We start from the raw sequence: 16,467 nt of genomic DNA on the forward strand, positions 1-16,467 counted from the left end.
CCGTTCAGGCCGGCTCCAGCCCCCCGAACCGCGCCATGATACGCCGGTCGCCGCCCTGATCGAAGCGTACGGTATAGGTCAATCCATCACCGCGACCGGAGGCGGCCAGGATGGTACCAACGCCAAAGCGGGCGCTCTTCACCCGCGTTCCAGCCTCGAAAGCATTGGGATCTTTTGATTCGGCAGGTTCGGAGAACCTGGCGCCATCGGAGTCCGGCGGCGAAACCGGCACCTCCTTGACCCGATCGAAGAAGCTGCGGATGCGCTGGAGTTCCGTGGCGACGGAGCCGCCGCCGCCGCCCCGGGTGAAGGAACTGCCCGGGCGCACGCCCTCGCCGGACTGGTAGATCTCGGTGCCCCACCGGATGGGCGCCGTCAGGGCCTCCGCGGGCAGCTCCCGCAGGAAGCGGCTGGGCATGGAGAGCATCTCGGTACCCATGATGCGGCGGCGGCGCGCGGCGCTCAGCGTGAGCCGCCGCTGGGCGCGGGTAATGGCCACATAGAAGAGACGGCGTTCCTCCTCCAGCCCCTCAGGCGTCTCCCGGGCGTTCCGGTTGGGGAAGACATCCTCCTCCATGCCAATGACGAAGACGTAGGGGAACTCCAGCCCCTTGGCGCAGTGGATGGTCATGAGGCTGAGCTGGGCGGATTCCTCCACCTGGTCCGCATCCGCGGCGAGGGTGATGCGGTCCAGGAACTCCGACAAGCGGAGACCCAGGGACTCCGATTCGGCGGCGGCGCTGAGGAACTCCTCCAGGTTGCGGATGCGGCCCTCGGCCTCCAGCGTGGCCTCATCCTCCAGGCTCTGGAGGTAGCCGCTCTCCTGGAGCACCCACCGTACCAGGCCCGCCAGGCCCTGGGCCTCCCGCTCGGCTCCGGCCCGGGCGAACAGGTCGAGGAACTTGCCCATTTCCCGCTGGGCCCGGCCTTTCAGCTCGCCGGCCCGCAATACCAGGACCAGCCCTTCCAGGGGGGTGCCGCCCTCGGGGATGGCGCCTTCGATCTTCCCGAGCGTGGTGGGTCCCACGCCGCGGGTGGGGGCGTTCACGCAGCGGCGAAAGCTCACCAGGTCGAACGGGTTCGAGATGAGCCGCAGATACGAGATGAGGTCCTTCACTTCCTGGCGCTCGTAGAACTTCACCCCGCCCACCAGCCGGTAGGGCAGGTTCTGGGCGCGCAGGGCCTCTTCCATCTGGCGGGACTGCCAGTTGGCGCGGTAGAGCACGGCCACCTTCGCCTCGGGTTCCCGGTAGCGGAGTTCCTGGATGCGCTGCACCACCCACTCCGCCTCCAGCCGGCCCTCGTCCGCCAGCTTGAAGGTGATGGCTTCGCCCTCGCCCAGGTCGGTGATCAGGGCGCCCTTGCCTTCCACGCGCTGGGAGTTGTTGGCGATGACCTCGGAGGCCGCGTCCAGGATCTTCTTCGTGGAGCGGTAGTTCTGCAGCAGCTCGATGCGCACGGCCTCCGGGAAGTCCTGCTGGAAATCGAGGATGTTGCGGATGTCCGCGCCCCTCCACCCATAGATCGACTGATCCTCGTCACCCACCACGCACAGGTTGTGGTGGCGCCGGGCCAGGTGCTGCACCAGCAGGTACTGGGCGCGGTTGGTGTCCTGGTACTCGTCCACGAGGATGAACTTGAAGCGCTCGCCGTACTGGGCCTGGATCACAGGCTCGCGGAAAAGGCGCTCGGTATAGAGCAGCAGATCGTCGAAGTCGCAGGCGCGGTGGTTCTTCAGGCCCTTCTGGTAGAGGTCGTAGGCGTCCAGGACCTTGCGGGTCCAGGGATCCAGCGCCTCCTCCCGCGCCTCCTCCGGCAGCAGGCACCGGTTCTTGAAGTCGCTGATGACCTCCAGGACCTTCTTCGGATGGAACTGCTTTTCGGGGAGCTTCAATTCCGCCAGCACCTGCTTCATCAGGCTCTTCTGGTCCGCCGGATCGAAAATGACGAAGTCCCGGCCCACGGGCGTGCGCTCGCCTTCGCGACGGAGGATGCGAGTGCAGAAGCTGTGGAAGGTGCTCACCCACATCTGCGCGGCGGGCACGGACACGAGCCGCTGCACGCGCTCCCGCATCTCCTCGGCCGCCTTGTTCGTGAAGGTCATGGCCAGGATGGAGCCGGGGTGGACCCCCTCCTCCTCGATGAGCCAGGCGATGCGCCGCGTGATCACCGTGGTCTTGCCTGATCCGGCGCCCGCCAGGATGAGCAGCGGCCCATGGGCATGGCGGACGGCCTCCCGCTGGGGGGCGTTCAGGTTGCGGAGCAGGGGGTGGGTGGAAGGATCGTGGGCGGCGCCGGGCATCCCTTCATCCTATCGGCCTGCCTCCTGCTTCGGCGCGATGGCTTTGCCCTTCTCGGCCTTCCGGAGCACTTCTTTCACCAGGAGGCTGATGTCGGCATCGGTCAGGCGATCCTTGAAGGAGGGCATGACCATGCCGAAAAAGATGCCCTTGCGGATGGTCTTCTCCATGTCGGCATCCGTTTCCTTCGCGGCCTTCTTCGTGTCCGTGAAGTCGAACCCGCCGAGCTTCTTCCCGTCGGCGGCGTGGGCTGACCCATCGGGGCCGTGGCACTTCACGCAGTTCTGGGAGAAGAAGGACCGCAACTCGTCCACGGATTTCATGGGCGCCTGGGCCTCAAGGCTGGCGGCAAGCAGGAGGAGGGGGAGCGTCAGGGCGATCCGCATGGCGACCTCGATGGATGTTGAAACACCCGCACAGGATGGGCCCCGCCCTGCTCCGGCGCAAGGGGGTATCAGGGCTTTCGCCGACCCGCCATGGGGCGGATCACCTCGGCCACCAGGCGCCGGGCCTCCGGTTCCGGGAGCTGGCGGCCGAACCCGGGCATGGCGCCCCGGCCCTTCTGGATCGACGCCACCAGGGCCGCATCCTCCCGCCGCGCCTGCCAGCGGGCCTCCGTGAGGTTCCGCCCGCCCAGCCGGGCCCCGTTGGGCCCGCGGCCCGTGCCATCGGCCCCGTGGCAGACGACGCAACGCTCCCGGTAGAACGCCCGCAGGTCCCGGACCTGGGCGGGCAGGGAACCGGAAAGGATCAGCAATAGCGCGGTGGAACGGAGCCCCATGGCTCGACGCTACCACGGGCGGGGATGCCCCGTTAGGCTGGAGCAGCGCGCCCGTGGCGGAATGGCAGACGCTGCGGACTTAAAATCCGCTTCCGGAAACGGAGTACCAGTTCGAGTCTGGTCGGGCGCACCAGTTCAGGCCTCAGGCTTGCTCGGGCAGCAGCTTCAGCAGGGGGATGAGGATCCCGTTGAACCGCTTCCAGCCCGTGAGGTCGCCGCGGATCAGGCGGTGGACCTTCACCCAGTTGCCATCGGTGGCGGCTTTCGGCACTTCCTTGAGCATGAAGTCGTAGGCCAGGATGCGGGCGGCCAGGGCCGGTTCCAGCGCCCGGTCCGGATCCTCCACCAGATCGACGCCCACCAGCTTCCCGAAGCGCGCGTATTCGGCCCTGCCCAACACGGGGATGAAGCCGCGCCCGCAGTACTTGGCACCATCACCCGGCTCCGTATTGCCCAGAGCCCGCTTGAACTCGTACATCCGCCGGAAGTAGGCGTCGCTGCCCTGCTCCCGTTCCGGCGCGAAGAGGTAGCTTTCCGCACCGATGGTGGCGATGGCGGCCACTTCGGTGGCCGGATCCAGGATCTTGAGGGCCGCCAACGCCTCTGCCACCAGCGGCCAGTTCTTCTCCACGTTCGCCAGGGGCGCGTGGAGGGTCGTCGCGATGACGTCCGCCGTGAATGGCATGGCTAGCTCCCGGAGGAAAGCGGCAGGCTTGGCGGGGAAAATCTACCATGGCAGGGATAATCTCGTGCATGGACATCCATCGATTGCACACCGGCGCGGCCGAAGCGGTCATCTCGGCCCGGGGTGCCGAGCTCCAGTCCCTGCGCCTGGGCGGTCTCGACCTGCTGTGGGAGGCAGGCCCCCTCTGGCCCCGGCACGCTCCCCTGCTCTTCCCCATCGTCGGCCGCCTGCAGGGCGACACCCTGCGACATCAGGGCGAAGCCTTCCCCATGCTCCGACACGGGTTCGCCCGGGATCGGGACTTCGCGCTGCTGGAAGGGACCGCCACCACCTGCACCGTGGAGTTGCGCGACGACGCAGCCAGCCGCGCCGCCTATCCCTTCCCCTTCCTGCTGCGAGTGGCCTACACCCTGACTGCGACCTCCCTGCGCATGGACATCTCCCTGCGCAACCCGGGCGAGGTTCCCCTGCCCGCCAGCCTGGGTCTGCATCCGGCCCTCCGCTGGCCCCTGGTGCCCAACCTTCTCAAGCTGGCGCACCGCCTCGTGTTCGAGCTGGACGAGCCCGGCCCCCTCCGGCGCCTGACGGCCGAGGGGCTGCTGGAACCAACCCCTCATCCCACCCCCATCCAAGGGCGGGTGCTGCCGCTCCGCGAAGAGCTGTTCGCCGAGGACGCCCTGATCTTCCTGGAACCCCGGAGCCGAAGCCTCCGCTTCGAGACCGAAAGTGGGCCGACGCTCACCCTGCGCTGGGAGGGTTTCCCCCACCTGGGTCTGTGGGCCAAGCCCGATCCCGGCCCCAGCTTCCTCTGCATCGAACCCTGGGAAGGCTATGCAGACCCCGAAGGGTGGGACGGGGAGTTCAGCGAGAAACCCGGTGGCTTCCTGCTCGCGCCCGGTGCCACCCGCCGCTGGTCCCTCCGCATCTCCAGCGACAGCCGGGAGCTGACGCCTCCCTAGACCAGTTCGGCCCCCAGGAAGTGTGGACTGGCCAGGGTGATCCGCGCCTTTACCAGCTCGCCGAAGGGCAGTTCCCGACCCACTCCGACCGTCAGGTGTACGGTCTTCCACTCGCTGCTGCGGGCCAGCCACCAGCCATGTTCGGTGGGACCGTGGGTCTCGATGCGAACCGGAATCTCGCGGCCCAGGAACCGCTCGTTGCTGGCCCGCGTGAGCTCGGCCTGCCGCTGCTGGAGCCGCGTCAGCCGCTCCGACTTGACGGCCATGGGCAGGTCATCCTTGAGGCGCAGGGAAGGCGTGCCGGGCCGCGGCGAATAGATGAAGCTGAAGGAACCGTCGAAGGCGACCTCGTCCAGCACGCGCATCGTGCCCTCGAAATCCTCGTCGGTCTCGCCAGGGAACCCCACGATGAAATCAGTGCTGAGGGTCATCCGTGCCCGGCCCTCGCCGAGGTAGCCCAGGCGCTCCAGGTACTCGGCCACGGTGTACTCCCGCAGCATGCGCCTCAGCACGCGGTCGCTGCCGCTTTGCAGGGGCAGGTGGAGGAAGGGCACGACCTTGGGATTCGTCACCAGCACCCGGGCGAGATCTTTCGTGAAGTTCATGGGGTGGCTGGTGGTGAAGCGGATCCATTCGAGGCCATCGATCTCGGCCACCCGCTCCAGCAAGTCCGCGAAGTTGCAGCCGCCGGCATAGCTGTTCACGTTCTGGCCCAGCAGTTCCACCTCGCGGTAGCCGTGTTCCACCAAGCCTCGCACCTCACCTAGGACATCCTCGTAGGGACGGTGGCGCTCGGCGCCGCGGGTGGTGGGCACGATGCAGTAGGTGCAGGCGTGGTTGCAGCCCTCGGTGATGGTCACCAGGGCCTTGGCGGTATCCCGGCGGCGCGTGACGGAGGGCGGGAACAGGTGGTTGTCCGGGTATTCGCCGGCATCCATGACCCGGGCCTTGCCCGCCTGAGCCTCGGCCACCAGCCGCGGCAGCTGCTTCAGGGCCATGGTACCCAGCACGAAATCGATGTGGGGCGCCCGCTTGAACAGGGCGGCCTGCTCCTGCTGGGCCAGACAGCCCGTGACGCCCACCAGCAGGGGACGGCGCTGTTTCTCCTCACGCAGGCGGCCCAGCTCCGAATAGACCTTGTGCACCGCCTTCTCACGGATGGAGCAGGTGTTCAGCAGCACCAGATCAGCGTCCCCGGCGTCCTCCACGCTTTCGAAGCCCTCCGCCGACAGCAACCCCGACAGCTTCTCGCCATCGTGGTCATTCATCTGGCAGCCCCAGGTCTGGATGTGGAACTTCATCGCGTTACTTCCCTGACAAGCATGATTCGCTCCCTGTGGGTCCCAACTGCGCGGAGTCCACCGGACTCCGCTTCATGACCCACATGGTCGCGAGGATGTGGAACTTCATCGCACCGCCCAAACCCTTGATTGTACCGGTAACGCTGTCGGAACGCCTTCTGCCTCAGAACCGGCAGCGGGCGCTCAGGGTGAGCTGGCGGCCGGGCAGCAGGTAGTACTGGGCATCCCCCAGCTCGCTTTCCGCCACAGGTTTGCGGCGGTCTGTCAGGTTTTGGCCCGCCAGACGGAACTCCCAGGCGTGTTCGCGCCACCCCAGGCTGGCGGCCCAGGTGGCATAGCCGCCGGCCGGCGCGGTGTTGCGCTGGTTGAGGAACACGGCCCCCACGTAGTTCAGCTCGACCGTGGACGTCAGGCCCCGGCCGGGCGCATAGGCGAGGCCCAGGCCGCCGAGATGGTAGGGGGACATCTCCAGGCGCTTCCCGGCCAGCTGCGTCAGGGTGCCATCCCCGAAATCCTTGGCGTAGTCCCGGAAGCGGGTGTCGTGGTAGCTGTAGGCGAGGCGGGCCGCCAGATCGTGCGTGAAGCGCCAGGCCGCGCTGGCTTCGACACCCTGGAACCGCTCGGTGCCGGCATTGGTGAGGGTCGGCGAGGCGGTCCCGGTGACCGGATCGATCACGCTCTGGGGCACCACCAGGTTCTCGAAGTCCATGCGGAAGAAGCTGACCTCCAGGGCCAGCCGGCGCCCCAGAAGGTCGGCCTTGGCGCCCAGGTCGTAGCTGGTGGCCGTCTCGGGCTTGAGAATCTGTGCGGCGCTGTCCAGGCCGAAGTCGATGGCCGCAGGCTTGAAGGTGCTGCGCACGCCGGCGAACAGGTTCAAGTGATCCTCACCGGCCTGCCAGGCGGTCCAGGTGGCGCCGGCGCTGCCGCCCAGGCGGGTGGTGGTGTGGGCATCCACGCCGCTTTCGGGGATTCCGTTGGCGAACTCCAGGGTGGCCGTTCGCCGGGTCTCCTCCGCCCGGGTGAGGCGCAAGCCCGTCTCGATCGTCAGCCGCGGCGCGGCCTGCCAGTGGGCGAAGACATAGAGGCCCGAAAAGTCCCGGCGGTCATCGATGCGGATGTCCGCCTGGCTGGGCGTGGCAGAGGCCCCCGGCGCGCCGGATCCGTCCAGGTTCACGAAGTAGTCGAAATCCCCGCCGCGACCCCGACCCTGCCCGTGCAGATGATCCAGGCCCGCCACCACTTTGAGGCCCGATCCGGCTGCCCAGGTGAGATGGGAATCAAAATAGATGTCCGTGAGGTCGATGCGTTCACGGAAGCCGTGGGCGTTGGGATCTGCGACGCTCACGTCCGTGAGGAAGCCACGGAAGTCATCCTGGCGGGCCCGGGACACGGACAACGTGGTGGACCAGAGCGTGGCGGCCAGGGTCCGATCGTAGCCCGTGGTGAAGGTGGCGCGCCGGTCGTTGAGGTAGGCCCCGGCGGGATTGTGGTTGGCGTCGAGGGGCACCTGGTCGGTCAGGGCCCTGCCTACGCGGGGAAAGGGGCTGGCGGGCTGCTGGTCCGTGGCCGTGCCCTCCAGATCGAAGCGGAACACCCCCTCCAGGGCCTGCACGCGGTTCCGCCACAGGAGGTGGGTGCGCTTGAAGCCGGTGCGGGAATCCTCGAAGCCCTGGGTGTCGTGATCCACAGTCAGGGTGCTGTCCGTGGCGGCTCCGGTCGGAAGCCGGAGGGAGACCGCCCCCCCGAAACTTCGATGGCTGCCCAGGGAAAGGCGGGCGGTTCCCTTCCCATCCGACGGCAGACCCCGGATGACATGAATGACACCGACGAAGGAGGTGGCGCCGTATAGAACCGGGGCTGCGCTCCGCTGAACCTCGATGCGCTCCACGCCTTCGAGGCTCAGGGTGGCGAGGGCGGGATTGAAGGCCCCGCCCCAGGGCACGCCGTCCACGACGAGGAGGAAGGCGTCGAACTCCTTCAGGCCCCAGAATTCGGGCACGCTGCCGGCCGGGCCGCCATCTCCGCCAGGGGCGATGGACACGCCGGCCAGCAGGCCCAGGGCGCTGCGCAAGTCTGTGGCGCCGCGTTCAGCCAGCTCCTTGGCCGTGAGGACCGTGATGGAGGCGGGAACTTTCGCCGGGTCCTCCGGAAAGCGCGTGGCGGTGACCTCCACCACGGCTGCGGGTGGCGCGGGAGGGGGGGCTTGGAGCATTAGGATTCCTGCGATCTGGACGTTTCGACACTGCACCGGGGGAGGCGAACCTGGAGGAACCCGTCGGCTGCTTCCAGGTTCAATGTCATGTGGCGCGCCATGCTCCTCAGCCAGAACCCGGCCAGACTTCGCGGCGCGTCCGGTGGCAGATCAGCCTCCAGGGTGGAAGGGAGGGGAGCATCCGTGATCCACCGCAGGACCCAGGCCTCAGAGGTAGCTTGCGCCTCCAGGCGCAGGGGGCCCGGCGCGGCCCAGGGGAGGATCTGCCGAGTGAAGGCCACCACCCAGTCCTGGAGCAGTGGAGTAGGCCAAGGCGCCCCCCTGGCCCCCGCATCCACCAGCTCGACCGGACAACGGAAGAGGCTGCCAGTCGCCTCCAGGCGGTTCCGCAATCCGGCCTCCCAGTCCACCCAAGGCACCGGTTCGGAAACGGGCTGGTGCCCCAGAGCCAGATTCCGCGCCATGGCGATGAGGGTCTTGCCATCCTCGAGGATCGTCTCCAGTCTTGCGTGGTTATGGGGATCGAAGGGAAGCGCCGGGTCGCCGAGATCCACCACGCCCTGGAGCCCGGTCACCAGATTGTTGAAATCGTGCAGGGCCGCACGCCAGAGATCTTCGGATTCCATGCTCCCCCCGGCCCACAAAAGCCTTGAATGACGTTACCTTGGGGGCCACCCTCTGTGCATCCCCGGAAGACCTAAGCCCCAGGACTCCCTCATGCAGCAACCGATCAAGCGGCTGGGCGAACTGCTCGTGGAATCCGGCCTCATCACGCCGGCCCAACTTCAGAGCGCCATCACCCACCAGAAGATCGCCCGGGGTCGCCTGGGCAGCAACCTGGTGGCCCTCGGCTACATCTCCGAGGAGGTCCTCATGGACTTCCTCAGCCACCAGGCCGGGGTACCCCAGGTGGATGTCCGGAATCTCGTGGTGCCGCCCGAGGTGCTGAAGCTGGTGCCCTTCCGCCTGGCAGACCAGTTCACCGTGCTGCCGGTCTCGGTCAAGGAGCCCAAGTCGCTGGTGCTGGCCATGTCCGATCCTTCGGACCTGAACGCCGTGGACAGTGCCCGATTCGCTTCGGGACTGCACATCCAACCCGTTGTGGCCTCCCACAGCGCGCTCCGCAAGGCCATCGGAGAGCTCTACCGCAACCTGGAGGTACCCTCTCAGGGGACTCCGCTGACCGTGGAAGTGGGCGTCGATCATACGGAGGGCGAGGCCCTCCCAGTCACCTTCAGCCTCGATCCCCTGCCTATGCCCCCCTCGAGCACCCCGGCCGAAGCGGTCTTCCCGCGCGATCCCTTCTTCGACAGCACCGGGGCCGCCATCCAGGAACCGACGAACCTCGATCCCTTCCAGTTCTTCGAGCCGACCGAGGTGCCGCCCGCCGTGGCGCCTCCCGACCTCATCCCCGGCCGGATCACCCGCGAGTCCGTGCCCCCCCTGGAGTCGTACCAGACCCGCGCCATGCTGCTCGGCCTGATCCGCCTCTTCCAGCGCCGGGGCATCCTTGGCGAAGACGAACTCCAGCGCATGCTCGCGAACCTGGTCGAATCCGGCGCGATCAAGAACAACGATAGAGCGGACTAGGACGCGACGGACCTAGTCTTCGACCTTGAGGATCGCCAGGAAGGCCTCCTGGGGGATCTCCACGTTGCCGATGGACTTCATCCGCTTCTTGCCCTCTTTCTGCTTGTTGAGGAGCTTCTTCTTGCGGCTGACGTCGCCGCCGTAGCACTTGGCCAGCACGTCCTTGCGGCGCGCCTTCACGTTGGTGCGGGCGATGATCTTGCTGCCGATGGCCGCCTGGATGGCCACGTCGAACATCTGCTGGTGGATCACTTCCTTCATCTTCTGGCAGAGCGCGAGCCCCAGCGTCTGGCTCTTGCTGCGGTGCACCAGGATGGAGAGCGCATCCACCGGCTCGCCATTCACCAGGATGTCCATCTTCACCAGGTCGGATTCCGTGTAGTGCTTCATGTGGTAGTCGAAGCTGGCATAGCCTTTCGAGATGGACTTCAGCTTGTCGTAGAAATCCATCACCACTTCATTCAGGGGCAGCTCGTAGACGAGCATGACGCGGTCCTGGCTGACGTATTCGAGCTTCTGCTGGAAGCCGCGGCGCTCTTCGCAGAGCTTGATCAGTCCGCCCACGAAATCCGTGCGGGTAAGGATCGTGGCCTCGATGATGGGTTCCTCGATCTTGGCGATCTTCTGCAGGGGCGGCAGCTTCGAGGGATTGTCCACGGAGGTTTCGGATCCGTCCGTCAGGTGCACGTGGTAGCGCACGCTGGGCGCCGTGGTGATGAGATCCAGGTCGAACTCGCGCTCCAGGCGCTCCTGGACGATCTCCATGTGGAGCAGGCCGAGGAACCCGCAGCGGAAGCCGAAACCCAGCGCCGTGGAGGTCTCGGGCTCGTAGGTGAAGCTGCTGTCGTTCAGCCGCAGCTTGTCCATGGCGTTGCGGAGGTTCTCGTAGTCGTCGCTGGAGGTGGGGAAGATCCCCGCGAAGACCACGGGCTGGATCTCCTTGAAGCCCTTCAGCATCTCGGTGGCGGGCTTCGTGGTCAGGGTCACGGCGTGGGTCACCGTATCGCCGACCTTCACATCCACCAGCTGGCGGATGTTGGCCACCAGGTAGCCCACTTCGCCCACCGACAGGGATTCCTGCTTGTCCATCTTGGGGTCGAAGATGCCGATCTCGTCCACCCGGTGTTCGCTGCCCGTGGACATGAAGCGGATCTGGTCGCCGGCCTTCAGGGTGCCGTTCATGACCCGGATGAGGTTCACCACGCCGCGGTAGGCGTCGTAGTAGCAGTCGAAGACCAGAGCCTGGAGCGGCGCGGTCGGATCGCCCTGGGGGGCGGGGATGCACTTCACGATCTGCTCGAGCACCTGCTCGCAGTTCTCGCCGGTCTTGGCGCTGACGTTCACGGCATGGGCGGTGTCCACCAGGCCGATGACGGTGTCGATCTGCTCCAGCACCCGCACGGGGTCTGAACTCGGCAGATCCGTCTTGTTGAGGACCGGGAAGACTTCCAGCCCGTTCTCCAGGGCCAGGTAGGTGTTGGCCAGCGTCTGGGCCTCCACGCCCTGGGTGGAATCCACCACCAGGATGGCGCCCTCGCAGGCCGCCAGGCTGCGGCTGACCTCATAGGTGAAGTCCACATGGCCCGGGGTGTCGATGAGGTTCAGGGTATAGGTCTTGCCATCCTTGGCCGGGTACTTCAGCGTCACCGCGTGGGCCTTAATGGTGATGCCCCGCTCCCGTTCCAGATCCATGTCGTCCAGGATCTGGGCCTGCATGTCCCGTCCAGCCACCGTCTTGGTCAATTCGAGCAGGCGATCCGCCAGGGTCGACTTGCCATGATCAATATGAGCGACGATGGAAAAATTGCGGATGAGACTGGGATGAGCCACTGAGGAACCTCGAACTGGCCATTGTATCGTTGGAAAGGCTTTACGTCTGCGGGGTTTTACCAGGCTCCATCCACACCCTCGGTTGATCAGAGTTGATCGGAATGGATGGGCCCCTTACCCTCAAGACTCGAGAACAAGGAGCCACCTTGTCCCACTTCGCGTCTCCCATGACCATCCTGATGGTGGAAGACAACGCCCTGCAGCGCCGCATGCTGGAGGCGGAGCTGCAGCCGCTGGGACACCAGTTGCTCGTGGCGGCCAATGGCGAGGAGGCCCTGGCGCGCCTCAAGACCGGTGGAAAAAAACCAGACATGGTGATCATGGACGTGGTCATGCCCTCCATGGATGGGTTCAAGGCTTGTGAAAACATCAAGTCCGACCCAGCCACGGCGGATATTCCCGTGCTGGTGCTGACGGCCCTGAGCCGGGATGCCAAGGATCGCAGCTACGCGGCGGGTGCCGACGATTTCATCCGGAAACCCGCCAACACCTTGTTGCTCCAGGTGCGCGTGCAGACCCACCTCCGCGTGCGCGCCCTGTCGCTCCGCACAGGGCCGCTGGCCCCGGCCCGTCCCAAGGTGCTGGTGGCCTCCGCCAGCCAGCTGGTGCTCTCCCAGGTCCAGAACCACTTCGGCAAAGACCAGGCGAGCTTCCTCGAGGCGCAGAGCGAAGGCCAGGCCCGGGCCCAGATCCTCACCCACCGGCCCGACCTGCTGGTGCTCGACACGGATCTCTCCGAAGGCAGCGCCCAGCATCTGGCGGTGACCCTGCACCAGTCCGAGGAGTTGAAGAACCTGCCCATCCTCCTGCTGTATGACCCCGGTGAGCTGGAGACCTGGTCCCGCCTGCGGGAGCCCGTGGCCGATGCCCTGGAGAAGCCGCTGGTGGCAGCGGAGACTCGCCGTCGCCTGGGCCTGCTGGCCCGGCTCGCCCACCTCCAGAAACTCGTCGGCCAGGCATGACCCCACGTTCCAGTCGCGGCCTCGGCGCCGCCCTCGGCCTCCTGGCCGCGCTCTCCTCTCCGCTCGCAGCGATGGATGGCCGCGTCACGGATGGCCACCGGGGATTGGCCGGCGTGCGGGTCTATCCAGATCGCCAGCCCCGGGTGTCGCCCGCCACGGACCCGCCCCTGGCCGTCACCGATGCGGAGGGCCGCTTCCACCTGGACCTGGAGCCCGGAGACACCGTGCTGGCGGTCGAGAAGGATGGGTGGCGCCGCGACCTCGTGCCCACCGCCGGATGGCCCGGCGACCTCGCCCTCAGCCCGGAGCCCCGGCATCGCGAGGAGGCGGTCTTCCTCGTGCGCCTCGACTTCACGGACGAGCACTCGAAGCTGCCCGACGGCGCCCTGCGGGAGCTGATCTTCTCCCGCCGCCCCGGCGTGGCCAGCGCGGCGAACTACCTGTACGAAGTCAGCAAGGGCGCCCTGTCCCTCGTCGAGGGCCGCTTCCTCAAGCTCCGCAGCGCCGAGCACCCGGCCCCGCGGACGGATGCTCACAAGCTGGGCCTGGCCGAATGGGTGGTGGAGCGTCTGCAGGGCGAGGAACTCGACGAATGCGACCGCCTGGACAACCGCACCGGAGCCGTCCACCCCGATGGCAAGCCCGACCACCTCTGGATCATCACGCCCGGCAAGCCCCAGTCGCTGACAGCGGACGAGGCGGACCTGAAGGCTGTGAGCTTCCTGCTGCCCCTGCCCTGGGACAAGACCCGGCGCTGGCCGCTGATCTTCATGACTGAAGAGGTGCCTCTCGGCAACATCGTCCACGAGGCCTTCCACGCCATGGGCGAGCACCGCGTGGATGATCTCTACCTGGACTGCAAAGACCCCCTCACGGCCGGCATCTGGGATCTCATGGATGCGGGCCAGTACCGCGGCTGGGATCGCTCCCACCCCGAGGAGGGCCCCTGGGTGGAGGACACCGGCTACAGCCCCTCCCATCCCACGGCCTGGGTGCGCTCAGAGCTCTGGTATCGAGGGTATTTCCGGGACCAGGTCCGCCACCTTGCAGTCAAGGGCCGGAGCTGGGAGGGCTGGATCGCCCCGATCTCCCGTGCCCCGGGTGCCGACCCCCAGTGGGTGACCCTGCCCGACCCGCGGAAGAAGGGCCGCTTCTTCAGCCTGGAAGTGCGCCGGCCCTGGGGCTTCGAGCGTGGCCGCGTGGGTGGGCGCTTCGGCCCCGGCTACGAGGGGCTGATCGTGGCGACCGTCGATCCCTCCCTGCTCAGCCCTGACGAACCCAGGGGGCCCGTGCGCGTGGTGGACGCCCATCCCGGGAGCCCCGAACCGCCCAAGCCCCGCTTCCCCTGCAGGCGCTGGGAACTGGATGACGCGGCCTTCAACCTGGGCCCCGGCGAGAACCCCAAGGGCCACAGCGGGCCCCTGTCCTGGGAAGTCCTCGACACCGATGCCGGCGGCCGCATGCGGGTCCGGCTGGCGCTGACCCAACCCTTGGCAAAAAAGTCCCGCGCCCGAGGTTCTGCCAAGTAAGATGAGGCATGAAATCAGCTCGCTGCCTCTTCCTCCTGGCCACGGCCTGTCTGGGTGCCCAGGCACCGCTCCAGACGTCCTCCCCGGCCGCCAACGCCACGGCCGAACGGCTGCGCGCCGAGGCCTTCCGGACCCATGGCGCCTATGCGGACCTCGCCTGGCTCTGCGACCACATCGGAGCGCGCCTGAGCGGCTCGCCCCAGCTGGACCAGGCCATTGATTGGGCCCAGGCGCGCCTGAAGGCCGCCGGCCTCACCAATGTCCACGCCGAGCCCGCCATGGTGCCCCACTGGGTGCGCGGGCACGAATCCGCCGAGCTGCTGTCGCCCGCCCCCCAGCGGGTGAACCTCCTGGGTCTGGGCGGCAGCGTGGGCACGCCCGAGGGCGGCCTCACGGCGGACGTGGTGGTGGTGGGTTCCTTCGATGAACTCGACAAGCTGGGCGAGGCCGTGAAGGGGAAGATCGTCCTCTTCGACGTGCCCTTCAAGGGCTATGGCCACACGGTGGTCTACCGGCATGACGGCGCCTCCCGGGCCGCCAAATACGGTGCCGCGGCCGCCCTGGTGCGGTCGGTAGGCCCCGTGAGCCTGGACACCCCGCACACCGGCGCCATGGACTATGACCCGGCCTATCCGAAGATCCCCACCGCCGCCGTGACCATCGAGGCCTCCACCCAGATGCGGCGCATGCAGGCCCGGGGCGAGCGCATCCGCATGAAGCTGGAGATGGGCGCGAAAACGCTCCCCGATGCTCCCTCCGCCAATGTGGTAGCCGAGATCCGCGGCACGGAGAAGCCCGATGAAGTGGTCATCCTCAGCGGCCACCTCGACAGCTGGGACGTGGGCCAGGGCGCCCAGGACGACGGCGCCGGCACCGTCACCGCCATGGAGGCCGCGCGCCTCATCCAGACCCTGGGCCTGAAGCCCCGCCGCACGATCCGCGTGGTGCTGTGGACCAACGAGGAGAACGGACTGCGCGGTGGCAAGGCCTACCGTGATGCCCATCGCGCCGAGCTCGGCCAGATCATCGCCGCCTTCGAGACCGACTCGGGCAGCGAGCGCATCAAAGCCTTCAGCCTGGATCTGAGCAAGGCCACTCCGGAGACCAAAGCGGGTGCGTTGACCTCGCTGAAAAAGCTGGGCGCCGTCGAGCCCTTCGGCGCCATCGACCTGCGGCTGGGTGGTTCCGGCGCGGACGTGAGTCCCATGGTGGCCGAGGGCGTGCCGGGTATCGGCGTGGGCCACGCCGCCACCCACTATTTCGACATCCACCACACCCAGGCCGACACCTTCGACAAGGTGGACCAGGACGACCTCGCCTTCAACGCCGCTGCGCTCGCCAGCTTCGCCTATGCGCTGGCCCAGTCCGACGTGCGGTTCAACTAGACCGGGTCACTGGCTGATCCCCACCAGCTCCACCTCGAAGACCAGCATGCCCTGGGGCATGTCGCGGGCGCCTTGGTAGGCCAGCTTCTCGGGGATCCAGAAACGCCGCCGCTCGCCCACCACCATGAGTTGGAGACCTTCGATCCAGCCTTCGACGGTGTCCTTCACTTGCAGTTGTACAGGGTTGCCTTTCGTGAGTGAGCTTTCGAACATCTTTCCGTCCGTGGTCCAGCCGGTGTAATGGATGGAGACCCAGCTGGACCGCGCCGGGTGGGTCTTCCCTGTTCCCGGCTTGAGGACCTTGAAGGCCAAGCCTGAGCGGAGGAGCGTCGCATCCTCCGGCGGAGCGGCCACATCCGCCGGAGGATGTCGGGGATCGGGAACCACCTCAAGCAGTTCCAGATCCATCACCACGGTCCCGGCCGGCCGGCCCTTGGCACCGGCGAAGGCCAGGGCCTCGGAAATCCAGACCCGCCGCTGCTCGCCCACCGTCATGGCTTGCAGGCTTTCCCGCATTCCGGGCAGCACGCGTTCCAGGCCGAGGTAGGGGGCCTCCCCTTGGCACCGGCGAAGGCCAGGGCCTCGGAAATCCAGACCCGCCGCTGCTCGCCCACCGTCATGGCTTGCAGGCTTTCCCGCATTCCGGGCAGCACGCGTTCCAGGCCGAGGTAGGGGGCCTCCCCTTGGGCCCTGGTATTGGCGAAGACTGCGCCATCGGACCCCCAACCCGTGAAATGGACCCGGACGAAATCCCCGGGTGTGGGCTGGGCCCCACCCCGTCCGGGTTGGATCACACGGTAGGCCAAGCCGGTGACGGTACGGATGGCCTCGGCCGGCGGCACGGCGATCTCGGGAGGGGCCCCCTGGACAAGAACGGCCAAGGGAAGGCAAAGCAGGCTGGACAGGCGCATGGTCCAGGATACGAGATCCGGG

General features: G+C 67.3%; 15 protein-coding genes and 1 tRNA gene. 6 read left to right on the forward strand and 10 right to left on the reverse strand.

Translation table 11 applies throughout. The features are described from left to right. Positions 1–4 precede the first annotated feature (4 nt). The 3 genes from NOV65_RS05135 to NOV65_RS05145 form a co-directional block, all read right to left on the reverse strand. Positions 5–2,302, reverse strand: coding sequence for an ATP-dependent helicase (locus tag NOV65_RS05135; protein ID WP_257304880.1), 2,298 nt, complete (start codon positions 2,300–2,302; stop codon positions 5–7). Positions 2,303–2,311: 9 nt separating this feature from the next. After that, positions 2,312–2,686: a c-type cytochrome gene (locus NOV65_RS05140; protein WP_257304882.1), complete on the reverse strand. Its 375-nt coding sequence runs from the start codon at positions 2,684–2,686 to the stop codon at positions 2,312–2,314. A 68-nt stretch (positions 2,687–2,754) separates the two neighbouring features. Beyond that, on the reverse strand, positions 2,755–3,081 hold the full coding sequence (locus NOV65_RS05145) for a c-type cytochrome (protein ID WP_257304885.1): 327 nt from the start codon (positions 3,079–3,081) through the stop codon (positions 2,755–2,757). 47 nt (positions 3,082–3,128) lie between these two features. Here NOV65_RS05145 and NOV65_RS05150 point away from each other — a divergent pair. Beyond that, a tRNA-Leu gene (locus NOV65_RS05150) sits at positions 3,129–3,214 on the forward strand. A gap of 9 nt (positions 3,215–3,223) precedes the next feature. Here NOV65_RS05150 and NOV65_RS05155 read toward each other — a convergent pair. Then, a complete protein-coding gene (locus NOV65_RS05155; protein WP_257304886.1) occupies positions 3,224–3,766 on the reverse strand; it encodes a hypothetical protein in 543 nt (180 codons plus the stop codon). 68 nt (positions 3,767–3,834) lie between these two features. Between NOV65_RS05155 and NOV65_RS05160 the strand changes: the two genes are divergently transcribed. Next, positions 3,835–4,725, forward strand: coding sequence for an aldose 1-epimerase family protein (locus NOV65_RS05160; protein WP_257304888.1), 891 nt, complete (start codon positions 3,835–3,837; stop codon positions 4,723–4,725). On the opposite strand, the gene miaB is transcribed toward NOV65_RS05160, so the two are convergent. The 3 genes from miaB to NOV65_RS05175 all read right to left on the reverse strand — a co-directional run bounded on the left by miaB (position 4,722) and on the right by NOV65_RS05175 (position 8,864). After that, positions 4,722–6,026 (reverse strand): tRNA (N6-isopentenyl adenosine(37)-C2)-methylthiotransferase MiaB, encoded by a 1,305-nt coding sequence (miaB, locus tag NOV65_RS05165; RefSeq protein WP_257304889.1) that lies wholly within the window; start codon positions 6,024–6,026, stop codon positions 4,722–4,724. The genes NOV65_RS05160 and miaB overlap by 4 nt on opposite strands. A 163-nt stretch (positions 6,027–6,189) precedes the next feature. After that, the gene (locus tag NOV65_RS05170; RefSeq protein ID WP_257304891.1) at positions 6,190–8,238 is read right to left on the reverse strand and encodes a TonB-dependent receptor; all 2,049 of its coding nucleotides are present in this window, start codon (positions 8,236–8,238) and stop codon (positions 6,190–6,192) included. Further along, a complete protein-coding gene (locus NOV65_RS05175) occupies positions 8,238–8,864 on the reverse strand; it encodes a hypothetical protein (protein ID WP_257304892.1) in 627 nt (208 codons plus the stop codon). The genes NOV65_RS05170 and NOV65_RS05175 overlap by 1 nt, the downstream gene beginning before the upstream one ends. A gap of 91 nt (positions 8,865–8,955) precedes the next feature. Between NOV65_RS05175 and NOV65_RS05180 the strand changes: the two genes are divergently transcribed. Beyond that, positions 8,956–9,828, forward strand: coding sequence for a cyclic di-GMP-binding domain-containing protein, MshE-related (locus NOV65_RS05180; RefSeq protein WP_257304893.1), 873 nt, complete (start codon positions 8,956–8,958; stop codon positions 9,826–9,828). Positions 9,829–9,840: 12 nt separating this feature from the next. Here NOV65_RS05180 and lepA read toward each other — a convergent pair whose 3' ends face one another. Then, a complete protein-coding gene (gene lepA / locus NOV65_RS05185) occupies positions 9,841–11,658 on the reverse strand; it encodes a translation elongation factor 4 (RefSeq protein WP_257304894.1) in 1,818 nt (605 codons plus the stop codon). A gap of 146 nt (positions 11,659–11,804) precedes the next feature. Between lepA and NOV65_RS05190 the strand changes: the two genes are divergently transcribed. From NOV65_RS05190 to NOV65_RS05200, 3 genes are read left to right on the forward strand one after another with little or no spacing between them, the layout of a single operon-like run. After that, a complete protein-coding gene (locus NOV65_RS05190; RefSeq protein ID WP_257304896.1) occupies positions 11,805–12,620 on the forward strand; it encodes a response regulator in 816 nt (271 codons plus the stop codon). Next, the gene (locus NOV65_RS05195; protein ID WP_257304897.1) at positions 12,617–14,149 is read left to right on the forward strand and encodes a carboxypeptidase-like regulatory domain-containing protein; all 1,533 of its coding nucleotides are present in this window, start codon (positions 12,617–12,619) and stop codon (positions 14,147–14,149) included. The genes NOV65_RS05190 and NOV65_RS05195 overlap by 4 nt, the downstream gene beginning before the upstream one ends. Before the next feature lie 8 nt (positions 14,150–14,157). Beyond that, the gene (locus NOV65_RS05200; RefSeq protein WP_257304899.1) at positions 14,158–15,534 is read left to right on the forward strand and encodes a M20/M25/M40 family metallo-hydrolase; all 1,377 of its coding nucleotides are present in this window, start codon (positions 14,158–14,160) and stop codon (positions 15,532–15,534) included. Between the two features lie 6 nt (positions 15,535–15,540). On the opposite strand, the gene NOV65_RS05205 is transcribed toward NOV65_RS05200, so the two are convergent. Next, positions 15,541–16,062, reverse strand: coding sequence for an FKBP-type peptidyl-prolyl cis-trans isomerase (locus NOV65_RS05205; RefSeq protein ID WP_257304900.1), 522 nt, complete (start codon positions 16,060–16,062; stop codon positions 15,541–15,543). Continuing rightward, entirely contained in the window at positions 16,026–16,445 is a 420-nt protein-coding gene (locus NOV65_RS05210; protein ID WP_257304902.1) for an FKBP-type peptidyl-prolyl cis-trans isomerase, read from the reverse strand. The genes NOV65_RS05205 and NOV65_RS05210 overlap by 37 nt, the downstream gene beginning before the upstream one ends. Positions 16,446–16,467 lie beyond the last annotated feature (22 nt).

Origin of the sequence: Geothrix campi, assembly GCF_024609265.1 — a bacterium.
In the GTDB taxonomy this organism is placed as follows: domain Bacteria; phylum Acidobacteriota; class Holophagae; order Holophagales; family Holophagaceae; genus Geothrix; species Geothrix campi.

What these genes read in the sequence shown, in the direction of transcription:
- NOV65_RS05135 (WP_257304880.1), bottom strand. Translation starts at nt 2,302, where the DNA reads ATGCCCGGCGCCGCCCACGATCCTTCCACCCACCCCCTGCTCCGCAAC.
- NOV65_RS05140 (WP_257304882.1), bottom strand. Translation starts at nt 2,686, where the DNA reads ATGCGGATCGCCCTGACGCTCCCCCTCCTCCTGCTTGCCGCCAGCCTT.
- NOV65_RS05145 (WP_257304885.1), bottom strand. Translation starts at nt 3,081, where the DNA reads ATGGGGCTCCGTTCCACCGCGCTATTGCTGATCCTTTCCGGTTCCCTG.
- NOV65_RS05155 (WP_257304886.1), bottom strand. Translation starts at nt 3,766, where the DNA reads ATGCCATTCACGGCGGACGTCATCGCGACGACCCTCCACGCGCCCCTG.
- NOV65_RS05160 (WP_257304888.1), top strand. Translation starts at nt 3,835, where the DNA reads ATGGACATCCATCGATTGCACACCGGCGCGGCCGAAGCGGTCATCTCG.
- miaB (WP_257304889.1), bottom strand. Translation starts at nt 6,026, where the DNA reads ATGAAGTTCCACATCCAGACCTGGGGCTGCCAGATGAATGACCACGAT.
- NOV65_RS05170 (WP_257304891.1), bottom strand. Translation starts at nt 8,238, where the DNA reads ATGCTCCAAGCCCCCCCTCCCGCGCCACCCGCAGCCGTGGTGGAGGTC.
- NOV65_RS05175 (WP_257304892.1), bottom strand. Translation starts at nt 8,864, where the DNA reads ATGGAATCCGAAGATCTCTGGCGTGCGGCCCTGCACGATTTCAACAAT.
- NOV65_RS05180 (WP_257304893.1), top strand. Translation starts at nt 8,956, where the DNA reads ATGCAGCAACCGATCAAGCGGCTGGGCGAACTGCTCGTGGAATCCGGC.
- NOV65_RS05195 (WP_257304897.1), top strand. Translation starts at nt 12,617, where the DNA reads ATGACCCCACGTTCCAGTCGCGGCCTCGGCGCCGCCCTCGGCCTCCTG.
- NOV65_RS05200 (WP_257304899.1), top strand. Translation starts at nt 14,158, where the DNA reads ATGAAATCAGCTCGCTGCCTCTTCCTCCTGGCCACGGCCTGTCTGGGT.
- NOV65_RS05210 (WP_257304902.1), bottom strand. Translation starts at nt 16,445, where the DNA reads ATGCGCCTGTCCAGCCTGCTTTGCCTTCCCTTGGCCGTTCTTGTCCAG.